General features: G+C 44.7%; 15 protein-coding genes. 14 read left to right on the forward strand and 1 reads right to left on the reverse strand.

Features of this window, described 5'->3' with window-relative positions:
- Positions 1–1,536: an AAA domain-containing protein gene (locus tag FO440_RS23810; RefSeq protein WP_317129824.1), complete on the reverse strand. Its 1,536-nt coding sequence runs from the start codon at positions 1,534–1,536 to the stop codon at positions 1–3.
- A 732-nt stretch (positions 1,537–2,268) separates the two neighbouring features.
- On the opposite strand from FO440_RS23810, the gene FO440_RS23815 reads away from it, so the two are divergent.
- The 14 genes from FO440_RS23815 (at position 2,269) to FO440_RS23880 (ending at position 16,955) form a co-directional block, all read left to right on the forward strand.
- Complete coding sequence (locus FO440_RS23815; RefSeq protein WP_144250822.1) at positions 2,269–3,813, forward strand: IS630 family transposase; 1,545 nt, start codon at positions 2,269–2,271, stop codon at positions 3,811–3,813.
- A 63-nt stretch (positions 3,814–3,876) separates the two neighbouring features.
- Positions 3,877–4,155: a hypothetical protein gene (locus FO440_RS23820; protein WP_144250823.1), complete on the forward strand. Its 279-nt coding sequence runs from the start codon at positions 3,877–3,879 to the stop codon at positions 4,153–4,155.
- A 74-nt stretch (positions 4,156–4,229) separates the two neighbouring features.
- Positions 4,230–4,442: a hypothetical protein gene (locus FO440_RS23825; RefSeq protein WP_144250824.1), complete on the forward strand. Its 213-nt coding sequence runs from the start codon at positions 4,230–4,232 to the stop codon at positions 4,440–4,442.
- Positions 4,442–5,020 carry a hypothetical protein gene (locus tag FO440_RS23830; protein WP_144250825.1) on the forward strand — a complete coding sequence of 193 codons (579 nt, stop codon included), beginning with the start codon at positions 4,442–4,444 and terminating at the stop codon, positions 5,018–5,020. Before FO440_RS23825 ends, FO440_RS23830 begins: the two co-directional genes overlap by 1 nt.
- 267 nt (positions 5,021–5,287) lie before the next feature.
- On the forward strand, positions 5,288–6,016 hold the full coding sequence (locus FO440_RS23835; protein ID WP_186292789.1) for a polysaccharide biosynthesis/export family protein: 729 nt from the start codon (positions 5,288–5,290) through the stop codon (positions 6,014–6,016).
- Positions 6,013–8,439 carry a GumC family protein gene (locus FO440_RS23840; protein ID WP_144250827.1) on the forward strand — a complete coding sequence of 809 codons (2,427 nt, stop codon included), beginning with the start codon at positions 6,013–6,015 and terminating at the stop codon, positions 8,437–8,439. Before FO440_RS23835 ends, FO440_RS23840 begins: the two co-directional genes overlap by 4 nt.
- Before the next feature lie 20 nt (positions 8,440–8,459).
- Entirely contained in the window at positions 8,460–8,990 is a 531-nt protein-coding gene (locus FO440_RS23845; protein ID WP_144250828.1) for a UpxY family transcription antiterminator, read from the forward strand.
- Between the two features lie 113 nt (positions 8,991–9,103).
- Positions 9,104–10,891 (forward strand): asparagine synthase (glutamine-hydrolyzing), encoded by a 1,788-nt coding sequence (gene asnB / locus FO440_RS23850; protein ID WP_144250829.1) that lies wholly within the window; start codon positions 9,104–9,106, stop codon positions 10,889–10,891.
- A complete protein-coding gene (locus FO440_RS23855; RefSeq protein WP_144250830.1) occupies positions 10,884–12,005 on the forward strand; it encodes a glycosyltransferase family 4 protein in 1,122 nt (373 codons plus the stop codon). The genes asnB and FO440_RS23855 overlap by 8 nt, the downstream gene beginning before the upstream one ends.
- On the forward strand, positions 11,998–12,861 hold the full coding sequence (locus FO440_RS23860) for an ABC transporter permease (RefSeq protein ID WP_144250831.1): 864 nt from the start codon (positions 11,998–12,000) through the stop codon (positions 12,859–12,861). Before FO440_RS23855 ends, FO440_RS23860 begins: the two co-directional genes overlap by 8 nt.
- 3 nt (positions 12,862–12,864) lie before the next feature.
- Complete coding sequence (locus FO440_RS23865; RefSeq protein ID WP_144250832.1) at positions 12,865–14,154, forward strand: ABC transporter ATP-binding protein; 1,290 nt, start codon at positions 12,865–12,867, stop codon at positions 14,152–14,154.
- Entirely contained in the window at positions 14,141–15,049 is a 909-nt protein-coding gene (locus tag FO440_RS23870) for an FkbM family methyltransferase (protein WP_144250833.1), read from the forward strand. The genes FO440_RS23865 and FO440_RS23870 overlap by 14 nt, the downstream gene beginning before the upstream one ends.
- Positions 15,049–15,837: a glycosyltransferase family 2 protein gene (locus FO440_RS23875; protein WP_144250834.1), complete on the forward strand. Its 789-nt coding sequence runs from the start codon at positions 15,049–15,051 to the stop codon at positions 15,835–15,837. The genes FO440_RS23870 and FO440_RS23875 overlap by 1 nt, the downstream gene beginning before the upstream one ends.
- The gene (locus tag FO440_RS23880) at positions 15,834–16,955 is read left to right on the forward strand and encodes a glycosyltransferase family 4 protein (RefSeq protein WP_144250835.1); all 1,122 of its coding nucleotides are present in this window, start codon (positions 15,834–15,836) and stop codon (positions 16,953–16,955) included. The genes FO440_RS23875 and FO440_RS23880 overlap by 4 nt, the downstream gene beginning before the upstream one ends.
- Positions 16,956–16,957 lie beyond the last annotated feature (2 nt).

A 16,957-nucleotide genomic window follows, 5' to 3' on the forward strand; every position in this document is an offset into this window, starting at 1 on the left:
TTATTGATAATCCCAGGCGCTTTGGTAGCCGCCCAGTTTTTCTGCATAGGCGATCAATTCCTCGAAGAAGGGCGTTTGGGCGAGGGTGGTACTGTCACCGACCAGAACGATTTTGAGTTTGGCACGGGTCATGGCGACATTAAGACGGCGGTAGTCTTTAAGAAAGCCTATCTGTCCGTCCGCGTTACTGCGGGTGAGTGAAATATAGATGATGTCACGTTCCTGTCCCTGGAAGCTGTCTACAGTATTAACTTCAATTGACGTAGCTAACAGCAATTCTTTCAGTAGCTTAACTTGTTCCCTGTACGGTGCGATAACGCCGACGCTGACCCTTTTGTAGTTTTGTTCGCTGATATGACGAACGACAAAGGAGGCTTCTTCCGGGTTGCGGATACTGTTGCCTTCAATCTGCTCCTGGTAACCGGTACCTGCGGTGTCTATAAAGGTAAAAGGCAGGTCATCCGGCCGCCATAATCGATTGGCCACTAACATATTTGCAGTTAATAGGTTATTGTAAAACTTTAAGGATGAAAAACCCATGATGGCCTTGTTCATCCGGTATTGTTCATTCAGCAGGGTAACAGCTCCGGGATGCAGCTTTACGGCTTTCTCCAGCAAAGTGACTTTTAAGCCATTCTGCTGCGATTTAACGGTCGGCGGGAGCTGGAGGTGGTCGCCAGCCAAAACAAGGCGCTGTGCCTTTAAAATAGGGATCCAGGCTGCCGGTTCCAGTGACTGGCCGGCTTCGTCGATCACGACTGTTCTGAACTTCAGTTTTTTGATGGTATAATGAACCGCACCGACGAGGGTGGAGGTGATGACCCGGGCTTTGCTGATCACATCTTCGGCCACAAATTCTTCGATCCGGGCTACATCGCGCATGATCCGGTGTGCTCCATCGAAAAGCGCTTTGCGCTGTTCTCGTTCGGCATTTCCGAAGCTGCGTTTGTACTTGTGCGCCATGTTTTTGAATTCGGCGGCTTGTTTTTTAAGTTTTTTGGCGGCTTTGAGCTGTTCATGGGTACCCATGCGGGCATCCAGCGTGAGATTTTGCAGTTGGTCACTCACACGCACAGGGTTACCGATGCGTAAAACATGAATTCCGCTGTCAGCTAATTTTTCACTCAGCAGGTCTACAGCGGTATTACTGGGTGCCACCACCAGAATTTGCGGTTCACCGGCTGCTATCAGCGCATGGATAGCGGCTACGATAGTTGTCGTTTTGCCGGTGCCCGGTGGACCGTGGACTATGGCCAGTTCCTGTGCGCCTAATATATTTGCTACGGCCGTTTGCTGTGAACAGTTCAGACTTTCGTTTTGGTAGATAGGTGACGTAAAACCCGGACTCGCGCTTCCGGTAAGGACCCGGATCAATTGACTGTCTGATTTTTCTGCTTGTCTGAGCGCGTCCCGCATTTCGTCATAACTGTACGCGTCGAAAAGCAAATCTATCCCTAATTTGCCCTGGCCGGCCCAGTCGGGGAGCTCTTCGGTTAACAAGGTGATGCGCATGCGGTCATTTCCAATGTAAGTCACCGTGCCGTTGACCCGGTCCAGGGTATTGTGGTTGGAAAAAAACGCGACCGGGCTGCCGAAACGAAACTGGTGATCCAGCTCCTTATGCGTGGTGCGCTCGACCTCGATGCTCAGGTAATCCCCCCGTACGGCTTCGGTATGGCGGATCGCGACAGGGTACCAGGCCTGCCCGTTATCGCGGCGCCGTACCACGCCGGTGCCTTCTGTCAATTCCTTAAACGCTGCTTCGTCCGCTGCGCGTTCTGCGGCCAGTAATTCTGCTAATTCGCTGAAATAACTCATGGTTTCTTGAGCAGGATGATGGTGGTCAACACGGTGGCCAGGTCGGTTACAGCAATGGTCATAAAAACGGTGCCGCTAAGGCAATACAATAATAACAAAATTTAATTTGGCAATGATTAATGCCTGATCGATCCAATTACAATTTTCATAAATGTTAATTCTTATATTTGATTATGGTTTAAATATCAATGTTTAATATATGTTTATCTAAAGTGATTATTGAAGAATCAGAATCATAGCTGTTTCAACTATGGTGAAATCAATAATTAACAATTGAGGCAAATCAGGAAACCGGCTTGTTTGTAATGCAGATATGTTCAGGGCCTCATTCGCGTAATCAAAACATCAGTATTTGCAAGAAACCGTTTTAGAACAAGGCAAAACTTTTTTGATATTTAATCAACAATATTGTGCGACAATTGTAGATAGATCACGTGTGTTCCGAATGTAGTGTACCGTTTCCAACTCGATATTGAAAAAGCCAATATTTTACGCCGCCGGTTTATCGACGGGGACTACCATTCGTGGGCGCTCGCTAAAGAATTAAATATCTCGACGACAACCACCTGGCGTTACCAGCGCGAATTTGAAAAGATTCGCGCTGAATATCCGGAACGATTAAAAGACTTCGGCTTTTACCCAAAAGAATCGCCAAGGCCACATTGGCAGACACCAAAATATACGGAATTTGTATTGATCGTGACCGCGCTGGCCGCCGAAGAAAAAACGTCCAAAATGAATACCGTTGCCATGTGGGAGAAATACCGCCTGCGCAGCGATAATGCCTATACTTTGCCAACCTTTAAACGCGAGTTTATCCAATGGCTCCGGACAAGCGTAAAATTTGACCCGGTAAAGCTGCTGGACCGGATTGAACCTAAAGATATGTCCACACTTAAACATTGGCGGCAAAGCAATGACAAACGGCTCTGGCAGATCTCAAAAGCACTGACAATGGCCCAGCAGGGAGCTTCACGGATGGAGATTATTGACAAGGTAGAAACGGTTTACCACACCCTTACTTCGTGGATTGCCGGCTATAAAAAAAGCGGCCTGAAGGCATTTGATAAACCAAAATGTATCCCTAATAAAATCGGGCCTGTCCTGGTTAAGGCAAGAAAAGAAAAATTATTCCGCCTGATTCACGAAACGCCAAAGGCCCATGGCCTGAACCGGACAAGCTGGAGCGCAAGAGCACTTACACTGGTTTACAACCGCCTTTACCAACCGACGCTCAATTATGGCCAAATCCGGTACTGCCTGGTCCAGATGGGTTATAAATATCGAAAATCGAAGGAAATGCTGAGCAGCCCGGATCCTAAATTCCGGGAAAAGATCAAAAAAATTCAAAACATACTGCAAAAGCTGAAGCCGGATGAAAAGTTCTTTTCGATTGACGAATACGGCCCGGTTTCCATAAAGATCAAAGGCGGACGGACTTTAAAGCTTAAGACGGAAAGTCCGGATGTTGTGCCGGAAAAACAAAAGGTAAAAGGCATGGTCATTTGTACCACGGCACTTGAACTTTCGACCAACCAGGTGACGCATTTTTATTCGCCGAAAAAAAACACTTTTGAAATGACGCGGTTAATTGACGTATTGATAAACCAGTACCCTGACCAAAAAACGCTTTATCTATGCTGGGACGCGGCTAGCTGGCACAATTCGAAAATCCTGATGACACATATCAACGATCATAATAAGTTAAAACAGGTGCAGATCAGGCTGGCGCCCCTGCCGGCAAGTACACAATTTTTGAATGTGGTTGAATCCGTATTCGCCGGCCTGGCAAAGGCGGTCATCCATAATAGCGACTACACCTGTGTGGATGAATGTAAACAAGCTATTGATCTGCATTTTTCGGCTCGTAACGCTTATTTTAAAGAACACCCTAAAAGGGCCGGCAAAAAAATTTGGGGAAAAGAGATCGTCAAAGCAAAATTCAGTGAGGATCATCATTGCCTGAATAGGCCAGCGATGAAAGGGAACAAATGAGTCTGAATTTTATGAATTATATTTATTAAAAGCTTATTTTTGATCGACAGGACCGGCACAATAATGAATAACACTATCGACGTTATAACCACAGTTATATATTTATCAGTGAATCTTTCTGTCGGTTTTTTTGTCGGCAGGAACAGGAACTGCGGCTGGCAAATCGCCTGTTCAGCTGCATTTTTGCTGCCCGTACTTGGCCTTTTGCTCGTGTATTTTTCCCCAAAAAAAGAAACCATAACTGCAAGGCGCTTAAGACATATTACTCTATATGATAAGGGTCTGATTGATGAAGAAGAACTGGCTTTGCTGGAAAATGCCGGTAATAGCTACGGTCATTAAAAGGACCCGATTGGTTTAAGTTTTCGCATTATCACTTGTTTAATTACCTTTGTTTAGATCCAAATCAAGTTTTCATGAACAAGCAGACCGAAGGTCATTTATTAAAAAAAGGCGTGATGTATGATGATCCGTTTAAGATGACGATCGCAGAGGAACGCGACTGGCAGGCCATACGCCAGGCCCGGACAAGGGAACGTGTATTTGCGGCAGGACAGGCATTGGTTTATGAATGGCGCGGGCGAATGGTCGCTGAATACCCGGATAATATGGTTGATATTGTATCGTAATGCCTGAATTATTTGTTATCGCGGGACCACCGGGGATCGGCAAAAGCATGAATGGTCAAGAATTCACCAGGGCCGGCATCGAAATCATCAATGAAAATGATAACTGGGTTGACGATCAAAAAAACGGCTTCAGCGACAGTGTCAAAAGGCAGCTCCGCGCCGGAAATGATTTTGCTTATGAGCTCAGCTTAAGTTCACGGGAACATTATGACTATATCAGAGCAGTTAAAGCGTTCAATCCGGGACATAAATTAATCGTCAACCTGTTTTTTACCGATTCTTTGCAGTTATGCTTCGACAGGGCCAGGAGCCGGCATGAAAACGGGTCACATTTCGTACCACCAGAGCGTATAGCGCAAATGTACAACGATATCATTCCTTTGTTGAAAAGCAATTTTGAAGTAATAGACACCCTACGATTGATTGATGCGAAGAAGACGGGACAATTTTCTCCGGCTGCGGAATACACCAGGGCCGGAAACCGTTTTATCGTGCGTGACTGGGAGCCAAAATGGTTACTGGACAATTTGCGGCCCTTTCTCGAACGGCGGCCCAAGCCTCAAACGAGCGGCTGCTAGTCACTTGTTAAAGTTAGAATTTTTACGAAGTTGTCAATAAACCGCCTGCCTGTACAGCATTTGTGGATAATTTTTATGGCAATGTCAATTGTGTTATCTCCGATTAGCCTAAATTCGGGACTTGTTTTCCGGGTTGCCCAGTTTAGAACATTTACTGTGTAAACTCACAATTTTATGTAAATTTGGACTTGTTCCTAATCTAATAAGACTAACAGACCAGTGCGTATGCGTAAATTATTTTATCTGTGCTTAATCCTTTTTTTTACTTTGGGAATTACTTCTTGCGGAAAACAATACCAGGCTTTGTTCCAGCAGAAGAGCGCTTTGGAAAATGGCAATTATACAGATACCGTTAGTGACTACCGTATTAAACCACAGGACCAGTTGCTGATCAGAAATTTGCAGGATATCAAATATATTGTCAGCCAGCCGGCAGATAGTCACGGGAACACCTCGGAAACGTCAGGACAGGGGCAAACCTTCGAGGTGAAAACAGATGGGACAGTCACATTGCCGGTCATCAATACCGTTACCGTCGCCGGACTGACAAGAATCCAGGCAAAAAACCTGATAGAAGATCTTTACCGGAAAAGTTTGCTTAAAGACCCGATAATTGATCTTAGGATCACCAATCTTAAAGTAACCATTTTCGGCGAAATAAAAACGCAGGGGAATTTTCCGTTGCTTAAAGACCGTACGACTTTATCCGAGGTCCTGGGCGACGCAGGCGGCATTACGGAAAGTGCAGATGAAACGAACATAGAAATCATTCGCGGAACTGAGAAAAGACCGAAGGTTATCAAAATAGATCTGAGTAATATTAATTCGATCAACGATCCCCGGGCGATCGTGCAAAACGGCGATATGATCTATGTTTCAAAAAACAGACGCGCGATCCGTAACGACAAAATACAGAATTTTTCAGCTATTTATCAACCGGGTTTGATCGTTCTTAATACGCTATTGCTCATCTTTACGCTTGCGCGCATTAAATGAAGGAAACAGAAAACATACCGCATAAACTGCCCAGCCAGGAAATAGATTATTTTAAGATCGCTAAAATATTACTGAGCAGGTGGTATTGGATCGTTGGTTCGGTTCTCCTGGCAGTGCTGTTTTCAAATGTTTACTTATGGTATACGCCGAAAACCTATGCGACTTCCGGTACCATGAAATTTGAAGAAAAAAAGTCCGAGATCTCAGATATCGCCGGGGCCGTAACCACATCCGATAAAGGCCCTTCGAAGGTCCAGACAGAGACCATGGTACTGCAGAGCAGAAATGTCGTGATCAGCGCGATCAGGGATATGGATTACCGGGTCAGTTTTTACGTTGTGGGCAGGGTGCTTAACCGTACGAATGAATTGTACCCGCAAAAACCACTGGACATTGAGTTCCTGAAGTTTGATACGGCGAATTTTTTTCATGACCTGGTTAGCTTTAAGCCGGTAAATAATTCTTCTTTTTCGCTCAGTTATCCCGAATATGGAAAACAAGTTGAAAAGGTCATCAGTTATAACGCGCCGTTCACACTGGGTAGTACCGCCTTACGCATTAAACGCCCGGCCGGCCTTTTGAAAAATGTGGTCTACCAGTTCAAATTCAATGCCCCGGAAGATTTCCTGGACAGGGTAAGGGGCGGTCTGCATACCAGCGAGATCATCAGGAATTCCAACATCGTTTCTATCCAGCAAACGGACGCTAATCCGCAATTCGCGGCCGATGCTTTAAACGCGGTAATGACGGAATACCTGAATTATGACCGGTACCAAAGAATGCAGTCAGCGACTCAAATGATCAGTTTCATTGACACGCAGCTAAAATATCTTTCAGGACAGGTAAAAGGATCCGAAAAATCGATTGAAAAGTTCAAGCAAAATTTAAAGATCATGGATGTCGGCTCAGCTGCCGAAGCGGCCCTAAGCAAAGCCAAAGAACTTGAATCGCAAAACTCTTTACTGAAGATACAGCTGATCGCCCTGGATCAGTTAAAGGCGGATATCCTTAAAGAAAAAAATAATGTCACGCTGAATTTTAATTTGGAAGGAGTGGTTGATCCGCTGTTGCAGACTTCTATTGTCAAACTTGACGCTTTAATTGCCGATAAATATTCTTTATTAAAAACTTACACAGACAACTCCGGCCCGGTCAATGATATCAACCAGCAGATTTTACGTATTAAAAATTCGGCGTTAAGCAACATCGAAACTTCTATCGCCCTGGTCAAAAAAAACATGGCGTACATCACTGATCAGCAGAAGCCCCTTGCCCAACAAATAGCGCAGTTCCCGGTCGCTGAAAACGATATGGCCGGCCTGAAAAGAAACTTTGAGGTCAACGATAAGGTTTACTCTTTTTTGTCAGAACGGAAACTAAACGCACAGATCAGCCGGTCGGGGATTTTGCCGGGCGCGACCATCCTTGATGTCGCTCAGCCAAATTACGCTCCGGTTGCCCCGGATGAGCACAGTATCCGCCGCTCAGCGATCATAGCTGGTTTACTGATAGGCTTCGGATTAATCATCCTGATCCGCGTGTTAAATCCCTATATTTATGATAAGGAAACGATCGAGAGCCTGACAGCGATCCCTATTTTAGGTGTGATCCGCAAATTTCCGGAGCCGATAGATGAATACAGTTCCCAAATATTGGCGATCAGCCGGCCTAAATCTATTTTTGCCGAATCGGTAAGATCGGTCCGGACAAATTTAAATTTTCTTGCCGCTGACAAAACGCGGAAAGTGATCTGCGTAACCTCGGAAGTTGCAGGGGAGGGTAAGTCCTTTGTTGCTGTAAACCTGTCAAGCACTTTATCGCTGATCGATAAAAAGGTGATACTTATAGCTGCCGACCTGCGCCGCTCGAAATTACATAAGACCTTCCAGGTACCTAATGATATCGGTTTAAGCAATTACTTGGCCCATCAATGTACCGCTGATGATATCATTAAAAACTCATCACTGTCTAACCTTGATTTTATCGTATCCGGGCCCGTTCCTCCTAACCCGTCCGAATTATTGCATTCGGCCAGGGTCGGAGAATTGATCGCTTTATTAAAAACCAGGTATGAAGTGATCATGATCGATACGGCCCCGATAGGACTGGTTTCAGATTCCATACCACTGATCAGGCTGAGCGATATCAATCTGTTTGTGATACGTTCGGGCAAATCGAAATTTTATTCGGCAACTGTTCCCCAGCGTATCGCGCATGAATACCAGCTGGATAACACAGTGATTGTGCTCAACGCCTACGCAGAAGACCTGCTGCATTCGAGGTATTACAATACCAAGTTCACAGGCGAAGGCAATGGTTCAAAATATTACTATTATTCCGATTATACGGGTTACGGAAATTCAGAATATTATGTGGATGATCCTAAAAATAAATGGTGGAACGTCCGGAGATGGTTTAAATGATTGCAAGTACTGTTCAAATAATGCCAGTAAAGTCAGCCGCGGGCGCGCCTAAATGGTATCCGGTAAGTACCCATCCGCGCTCAGAAAAAAAAGCGTACGACGCGTTGACAAAAAAAGGGATCGAAGCTTACTTACCCCTGCAACGCCAGCTTAAGCAATGGAGCGACCGGAAAAAGTGGGTAGAGGAGCCTTTTATAAAATCTTATGTATTTGTACGAATCAGGGAAAGTGAGCAGGCAGATATCCTGATGACACAAGGTGTAGCACGGTTCATCTATTTCTCAGGCAGGATCACCGCTATGCCCGACCGGCAGATCAAAGAACTTAAGTTATTGATCGCAAGTCCGTTTGAGCTGGAGGTTACAGAGGAACACCTGCAGCCGGGTGAGCCGGTTTTGATCAAAGCAGGGCCTTTGAAAGGACTTAAAGGAGAGGTGGTCTCTTATAAGTCTCAAAAACAACTCATGATACGTTTGGGGAATCTGGGGCACTCCATCATTGTAAATGTACCGGCATCGTTGATTGACAGGTTACAGAAAAGGGCATTTTAGCGATAAAAGTGCCCAAATATAAAAATAAAAATTAGTGATTAAGTCGCTGATTAATAATAAGTTGCAATTTTAAAATGTGACTTAAGCGGCGAAGCTTTGAAAATACTTCTCATATGTGCAGGATAGCTGGAATAATAGCTAAGAGGATTAGTCATCATGAGCTTACAGAAAAAGTAAGCTTAATGTGCGATGTGCTGAAACATGGAGGTCCTGATGACGGTGGTATTTTTTCAGATGAGCATGTAAGCCTGGTGTTCGGGCACCGGCGGCTATCCATCATAGACCCGGGTATAAACGGGCACCAGCCAATGGCCGACGTTAACAAGAGGGTCTGGATCACCTTTAACGGTGAGATCTATAATTACCTGCCGATAAGGGAACAGCTTTTAGCTGTCGGAGTCGTATTTCATTCCTTTACAGACACCGAAGTGATCATCAACGCCTATTTGCAATGGGGGGTATCCTCCTTTTCAAAACTGCGCGGCATGTTTGCATTCGCTTTATACGATATAAAAGGCGGCACCACGTTTCTCGTACGCGATGCTTCAGGGGTAAAGCCCTTGTATTATTATGTGAACGGCAAATCCTTGAGTTTTGCCTCCGAGGTCAGGGCATTTAAATCAGCAGGTACCACGCATGAAACCGATCACTCATGGCCGGTAAGATTTTTGGCGTTTGGGCATATACCTGAACCGTTTACCACTTTGAAAAATGTGCTTAGCCTTCAGAAAGGTCATTACCTGGCCTGGCAGCACGATTCCTGCACTTATCAGATCCGGCCGTTTTACCAGATCACTGCAAAGCCCGGTATTATCAGTCTTGAGGATGCTAAAGCGCAGATCAGAGCCGGTTTACAAACCGCTGTTAACCGGCAACTGATGGCCGACGCGCCGATAGGCGTATTCCTCAGCGGCGGTACAGACTCCAGCATCCTGTCCCTGTTGGCGAACCAGCAAACGGAGCAACAGATCAAGACTATCTCGATCTATTTCAACGAGAAGAACTACGATGAAAGCGCCTACCAAAACAACGTATTGCAACAGATCAGCGGTGAAAAATACACCCATTTGGTTAAGCAAAAAGATTTTGAAGAATATTTTCCGAAAATCATCGCAGACATGGATTTGCCTACTACGGACGGGATCAATACCTGGTTTATCAGTAAATATGCGCACCAAGATGGTTTAAAGGCTGTACTTTCAGGCGTAGGGGCAGACGAGCTTTTCGGTGGTTACCCTTCCTTTAACCGCATGAAATACCTGCGGTATCTCCGCAAACTGCCATCTTTCCTGTTTAAGGCCGCAAACTATTTCCAAACGGACCGGCATAGAAAAATATCTTTTTTAGCCAATGAGCACTACCTGGGCGACTATTTACTGTTAAGGGGCTTGTTTGTGGCATCAGATATTGCCCGCATTCTGGACAGGAGCGCCGGCGAGGTGAACGAAATCCTGTTCAGTGAACAGAATTTGAATCATTTAAACCGGTATGATGAAGAACACGCTGCCTGGTTTGAAACGAATTTGTATATGCAAAACCAGCTGTTACGGGACACGGATGTCATGAGTATGTCACACGGGCTGGAAGTAAGGGTTCCCTTTTTGGATGAAGATTTTCAGGAACTGGCGCTTAGCCTTGCACCGGGGATCCGGTTTGATAGCTACCAGCCAAAGAAAATTTTAATCGATAGCTTCCGGGATCTTTTACCGGAACCCACCTGGAACCGGCCAAAAATGGGTTTTACGTTCCCTTTCCAGGAATGGATGAGCCGGCACGGGGAGATCAGCAACGAAAAATTGTATAAAGGCAGGTTCGCCAAAAACGAAGTTTTAAAATTTAAAAACGGGCAGATCCATTGGTCAAAGATCTTCGCCCTCTACCAGATCCAGCAGCATGTCTAAAAGGTTGATGTTATTTACATTGCAGACTTTCAGCACGACCGGCGGGATCCAAAAGATGACCCGGGCGCTGGCGCATTCGTTGTCCGGCTTATCTTACGGGAACGACTGGGATTTTAGTTTGTGGTCAGTTTATGACGCTGATAGAGATTTGATGCCCCAGTATGTTCCAAAAGGAAATTTTCTCGGATTTAATCATAACCGGATAAAATTTATCCTTAAAACGATGATAAATGCCAGGAAAATAGATGTGGTAATATTAAGCCATCTCAACCTTGCACTTGCCGGTTTACTGCTAAAAATGATAAACCCGAAGTGTAAAGTTTTTCTTGTCGCACATGGTATAGAGGTCTGGAGGCCGATATCGGTTTTAAAAAAAATATTTTTAAGACATTGCGATAAAGTTATCTGCGTCAGTAATTTTACGATGCAGCAAATGATCAGCCGGCATCACTGTGCCCCCTTCAAATGCACCGTGCTGAACAATACGATTGATCCGTTCATGGAATTCCCGGTTGCATTTAACAAACCTGATCATTTAATAAAAAAATATAGTATTGATAACCACAACGAAGTTCTGTTTACGCTTTCGCGTCTGGCTTCAACGGAGCAATACAAAGGACACGACCAGGTGATCCGGGCCCTAAGCCGTTTGAAAGAAAGGTTCCCCCGCATTAAGTACATATTGTCTGGTCAATACGACGAAAACGAAAAAATACGGATAGAAAAGCTTATTGCTGATTACCAGGTTGGCGGACACGTTATTCTAACCGGGTTCCTGAAAGAAGAAGAACTGATCCCACACTTTCTGCTGGCGGATCTTTTTGTTTTACCCAGTAAAAAGGAGGGTTTCGGTATTGTGTTTATTGAAGCCATGGCTTGCGGCGTGCCGGTGATCTGTGGAAATGTCGACGGTAGTATTGATGCCGTTTACAGCAGCGAATTAGGAACGGCGATAAATCCCGATGATCTTGTACAACTGGAAGCAGAAATCGCAGGTTATCTAAAGAACAAATTAACCGTGGATGCTAAAAAGAATATACAAACGCAATGTTTGTCGCATTTTAATGAAAAGAACTATATGATACAATTAGCGGAGATGATTAAAAATGGCTGAGCAAAAAGAAGAGGCCTGGGATATTGAAATTACAGCCCGGGATACGCTCTTTGACCTTAAGCTGAAAGATGTATGGCATTACCGGGATTTGCTCGTGCTGCTGGTGCGCAGGGATTTTGTTTCCTTTTACAAGCAAACCATCCTGGGCCCATTGTGGTTCATTATCCAGCCCTTGTTCACGACGATCATTTATACTTTTGTTTTCGGAAACCTGGCGTCAATACCTACCGATGGCTTGCCACAACCGCTTTTTTACATTGCCGGGATCACTTCATGGAATTATTTTGCGGATTGCCTGACGAAAACATCCACCGTTTTTACCACAAATTCAGCGCTTTTTGGAAAAGTTTATTTCCCCAGGCTCATCGTTCCTTTAAGTATCGTTGTTTCCAATTTAATCCGATTTGGGATACAAATGTTACTCTTTTTATTGATGATGGCCATTTACTGGTTTAAGGGAGCCAATTTCCATCCTAATGCCTGGTTAGGGTTATTTCCGCTGTTATTGTTATTGATGGCACTTTTGGGTCTTGGTTTAGGGATGATCTTTTCCGCCATGACTACAAAATACAGGGATCTGAGTTTTTTGCTCCTTTTCGGTATTCAACTGATGATGTACCTGACTACGGTGATTTACCCGCTTTCGGTTGTGGAAACGAAATACCCTTCTTATAAATGGCTGGTGGAATACAATCCGATGACTTCAATTATCGAGGCTTTCAGGTATGGGTTTCTGGGACAGGGCACGTTTACGATGTTGTCTTTAGGAATTACGTCAGTTATCACCCTAATGACGCTTTTAATTGGAATAATTATTTTCAACCGTGTTGAACGCACGTTTATTGATACTGTTTAGATCATGCCTTCAGTTATAAAAGTAGAAAATCTTTCAAAGGCCTACCATCTGGGTGAAATCGGTACAGGGACAATTTCACGGGACCTGGAACGCTTTTGGGCGAAGGTACGCGGGAAAGACGATCCGTTTTTGAAAATAGGCGAAACTAATGATCGTTCAAAAAAAGGCAAAAGTGATGTGGTCTGGAGCTTAAAAGACCTTGATTTTGATATCGCGCAAGGCGACGCGGTCGGGATCATTGGCCGCAACGGAGCCGGAAAAAGCACCCTGCTTAAAATTTTAAGCAGGATAACATCACCAACCAGTGGTTCTGTAAAGATAAAGGGGAGGATAGCGAGTTTACTGGAAGTGGGGACCGGCTTTCACCCGGAATTGACCGGACGGGAGAATATTTATCTCAACGGGGCGATACTTGGCATGCGTAAAGCGGAGATCAAAAGAAAGTTTGATGAGATCGTTGATTTTTCAGGGGTTGAGCGCTATATAGATACGCCGGTGAAAAGGTATTCTTCGGGTATGTATGTTCGTCTTGCCTTTGCCGTAGCGGCACACCTGGAAAGCGAAATCATGATCGTAGATGAGGTGCTGGCTGTCGGCGATGCTGAATTTCAAAAAAAATGCCTGGGCAAGATGGCCGACGTCAGTAAAGTCGGAAACAGAACGGTTTTATTTGTGAGCCATAATATGGGAGCGATCAATCAATTATGCAACAACGCGATCTACCTGCACAATGGATCGGTCGCCGCCTATGGTGATAAATCAGCTGTAATTGAAAATTATCTCACGAACAATACCTCAAATTATAACCGGGAGCTATCAGTGGCGTTTGACGAGCAGGAAAGCGACGAGGATACTTGTTTAAATTCTTTCGAGATATACCCGCATTTTGCCGATGTGAATGATTTCCTGACGCATAAAGACATCGAAGTAGCCTATGACGTGCGGATCATCAAACCCGCGCCCGGCCTAAGGATAGGCTTTGAAATCATGCACCATGCAACCGAGCAATGCGTTTTCAGGTCTTTTCATGATGATTCCTATGAAACGGCTTCAACGCTCGAACAGGGAAACCTGCGTTTGTCAGGCATCATACCGGCCAATCTTTTAAATAAAGGTGAATACATTGTTTATCCGATAGTTGGTTTACATAATGAAAAATGGCTTTGTTTTCATAGATATAGTATATTGATCAACCTGGTTAATATCGGTGGTGTCAATAAATTATATGCTGAAAACCGGCCGGGCATTATGGCTCCATCTATAGACTGGAATATTTTATATGAAACAAATTGACGTAACGGTTGCACAAAAAGTAGCTAACTTGCTGAACCGGTATATTACCTTCAGGAAAGGAGAAGTGCCCGACGGATGGGAGAAACTATTTGCTGATGGCCGGCAACACGTGGAATACCAGCTTAACGACCTGTTAAAAATCAACCTGTATAAAGACAGTAAGCTGGCTAAATTAATTTACGAACAGTTTGAAGAAGCTGAAAAGCAGTTTATCAGCAATTTTTTAAGGCCCGGAGATGTTTTTTTTGACATCGGCGCCAACATCGGGCTGCATTCCTTATACGCCGCTGAAGCGCTTAAAGATTCCGGGGCCATCTATGCATTTGAACCGACACCTGTTACCTTTAACAGGCTGAGAGAGAATGTCACGTTAAACCATTTCCAAAGCATGGCCAATACCTACAATATGGGGCTGTCGAACAAAAAAGACAAGCTTAATTTCCATATTTCAAACAGCGGTTACGATGCCTGGAATTCATTTGCCAATTTACAGCACGTGCCCCTGGAAACGAGCATCCAGGCGAGTGTCTTACGCTTTGATGAGTTTGTCACGGAACATGCCGTTAATTACCGGCAAATTGCCCTCATTAAAGTAGATGTGGAAGGCTGGGAACTTCCGGTGCTGGAGGGCATGGGAGATTTTCTTGAACAAGAGGATTTTAAAACCTGTTTCATGATCGAATTTACAGAAGAAAATGTATTCCGGGCGGGGTATTCCTGCCGGGACCTGTATAATTTTATGACAGATAAAGGCTATGAATGGTTCGTCTACGATACAGCCTCTAATCGGCTGGTTCCGAGCCCGATGAAGGCTTACTATCCTTACGAAAATTTGATCGCGGTCAAAAAAACACAGCTGCAACCTATCCGTAACCGTATCGCCATAGCGCCGTGATGCATATCAGTATTGTAACGGTTTGCCTGGATAACCCGTTTTTGGAAAGGACGATCGCTTCGGTAATCGATCAAAGCTACCCCAATTACACGCACCTGATCATTGATGGTGGTTCGAAAAATCCGGTCACGTTGGATACCATTGGTAAATACAGGAATACGGAAAAGATCAGCATCCTGGCCGAAAAAGACGACGGGATTTACGATGCGATGAATAAAGGCATCCAAAGGTCAAATGGCGATTACCTGATTTTTTTGAATGCGGGAGACGCTTTCTATTCCGGCGAAAGCCTGCAGTGGTTTGTAAACAACTATGACAACCATGATATCGTCTATGGGGACCTGGAATTTGTAAACCCGGAATCAAATTTTAAAGTAAGCTTTCCTGATAAACTGAGTTTTAGTTTTTTTATGAAAAGCTCCCTGCCACATCCGGCATGTTTTATTAACCGAACAGTTTTTGAAAAGGCAGGAATGTATGATACTTCCATGCGGGTCGCCGCTGACTGGGCCTTTTTTTTGAAAGCGATCGCCTTGCACCAGGCTTCCTATAAACACATCGCTTTTGTAATATCGGTCTTTGACCATGGGGGGGTTAGTTCCCAGCCGCAAAACCAGCCTTTGATTGAAGGAGAAAAAAACGCGTTCCTGAAAAGGTATTTTCCGCTTTTCACCGACGACTATGCCACCTATGAGAAAGCAGAACAAAAACTAAATAATTTTAGAAACTCCAGGCTCCGGAAATATTTATCCTTTGTTTTCAGCGTATTGAAATTTCCTGAAAATTGAAAAAACAGATCATTTTCAACCGGCTTTTTGAATATGGCGGAAGCAACACGCACCTGGAAGCCCTGATCCTTTATTTTGGAAAAGAAAATATCGTCTTGATCCTCGAAGAAGAAAGTCAGCTCACCTACCTGCCAAATATAAAAGGCGGCAGTGAACTCAAAACGATCGTAGATGCACGTTTACACAAGTTCGCACACCTGGTATATCCTTCTGTTTTTTCAAACATCAGGGAATTTGTAAAAATCCTCCGGTCACTTTGGCGGGTTGGATCGCTGGCCATTAAACACGGCACGAATGAAATAACGCTTTGCGTAGTGGACCCTGAGAAGTATTTATATTTACTCTGGCTGCCGTTTTTCAAGGTTACCTATATATTGCATTCAACACCTCACGAGCGCTATACCCCCTTCACCTCGTTTACCTGCAACAGCCTGCTGGGCAGGCGAAAAAGGATCGTTACCGTTTCTAACGCGAATAAAGAAGCGGTTATGAGAAACTGGAGCATTTCAGCGGCCAGGCAACTGTCAGTTAAGGTAGTCTACAATTGTGCAATTGCTAATCAAACTACTGAGCCGCAGGCCGGCATGTGGGCGAAGGGCCTGCAATATATTGTGACCATGGGTCATACGGTCGCTTATAAAAATCCCTCCTTTTGGCTGGAAGTCGCCAGGTCGGTCACAGCGGAGCGGGAGGGCGTTCGGTTTCTATGGTTCGGTGACGGCCCGCTGTTGCAGGAGCTTAAATCGGCTGCAATTGATAATCCTGCAATCGTATATTATGGCTCGGTCAACGGCGCGCAGGCTTATTTAAAAAATGCGACGATCTATTACCAGCCCAGTTTGTATGAAACGCATGGAATCGCCGTAGTGGAAGCCATGGCAAACCGATTACCTTGCGTGGTGGCACAGACAGGCGGCCTGGTAGAATCTATAGAAGACGGTTATAACGGGATCGTGGTCAGCACGACCGATATCCTCGAAAATAAAAACGCGCTGATCAGCCTGATTGACGACCCGGCATTGCGGGAAAGTTACGGCATACGCTCATACGAAAAATACCAAAGGATGTTTAGTTTTGAGGCATTCAAGACTAGAATGGACACCATATACAAAAACTGAAT

The organism is Mucilaginibacter corticis (assembly GCF_007558865.1).
Taxonomy (GTDB): Bacteria; Bacteroidota; Bacteroidia; order Sphingobacteriales; family Sphingobacteriaceae; genus Mucilaginibacter; species Mucilaginibacter corticis.

What these genes read in the sequence shown, in the direction of transcription:
- FO440_RS23820 (WP_144250823.1), top strand. Translation starts at nt 3,877, where the DNA reads ATGAATAACACTATCGACGTTATAACCACAGTTATATATTTATCAGTG.
- FO440_RS23845 (WP_144250828.1), top strand. Translation starts at nt 8,460, where the DNA reads ATGCCAGTAAAGTCAGCCGCGGGCGCGCCTAAATGGTATCCGGTAAGT.
- FO440_RS23830 (WP_144250825.1), top strand. Translation starts at nt 4,442, where the DNA reads ATGCCTGAATTATTTGTTATCGCGGGACCACCGGGGATCGGCAAAAGC.
- FO440_RS23870 (WP_144250833.1), top strand. Translation starts at nt 14,141, where the DNA reads ATGAAACAAATTGACGTAACGGTTGCACAAAAAGTAGCTAACTTGCTG.
- FO440_RS23865 (WP_144250832.1), top strand. Translation starts at nt 12,865, where the DNA reads ATGCCTTCAGTTATAAAAGTAGAAAATCTTTCAAAGGCCTACCATCTG.
- FO440_RS23860 (WP_144250831.1), top strand. Translation starts at nt 11,998, where the DNA reads ATGGCTGAGCAAAAAGAAGAGGCCTGGGATATTGAAATTACAGCCCGG.
- asnB (WP_144250829.1), top strand. Translation starts at nt 9,104, where the DNA reads ATGTGCAGGATAGCTGGAATAATAGCTAAGAGGATTAGTCATCATGAG.
- FO440_RS23825 (WP_144250824.1), top strand. Translation starts at nt 4,230, where the DNA reads ATGAACAAGCAGACCGAAGGTCATTTATTAAAAAAAGGCGTGATGTAT.
- FO440_RS23875 (WP_144250834.1), top strand. Translation starts at nt 15,049, where the DNA reads ATGCATATCAGTATTGTAACGGTTTGCCTGGATAACCCGTTTTTGGAA.
- FO440_RS23840 (WP_144250827.1), top strand. Translation starts at nt 6,013, where the DNA reads ATGAAGGAAACAGAAAACATACCGCATAAACTGCCCAGCCAGGAAATA.
- FO440_RS23855 (WP_144250830.1), top strand. Translation starts at nt 10,884, where the DNA reads ATGTCTAAAAGGTTGATGTTATTTACATTGCAGACTTTCAGCACGACC.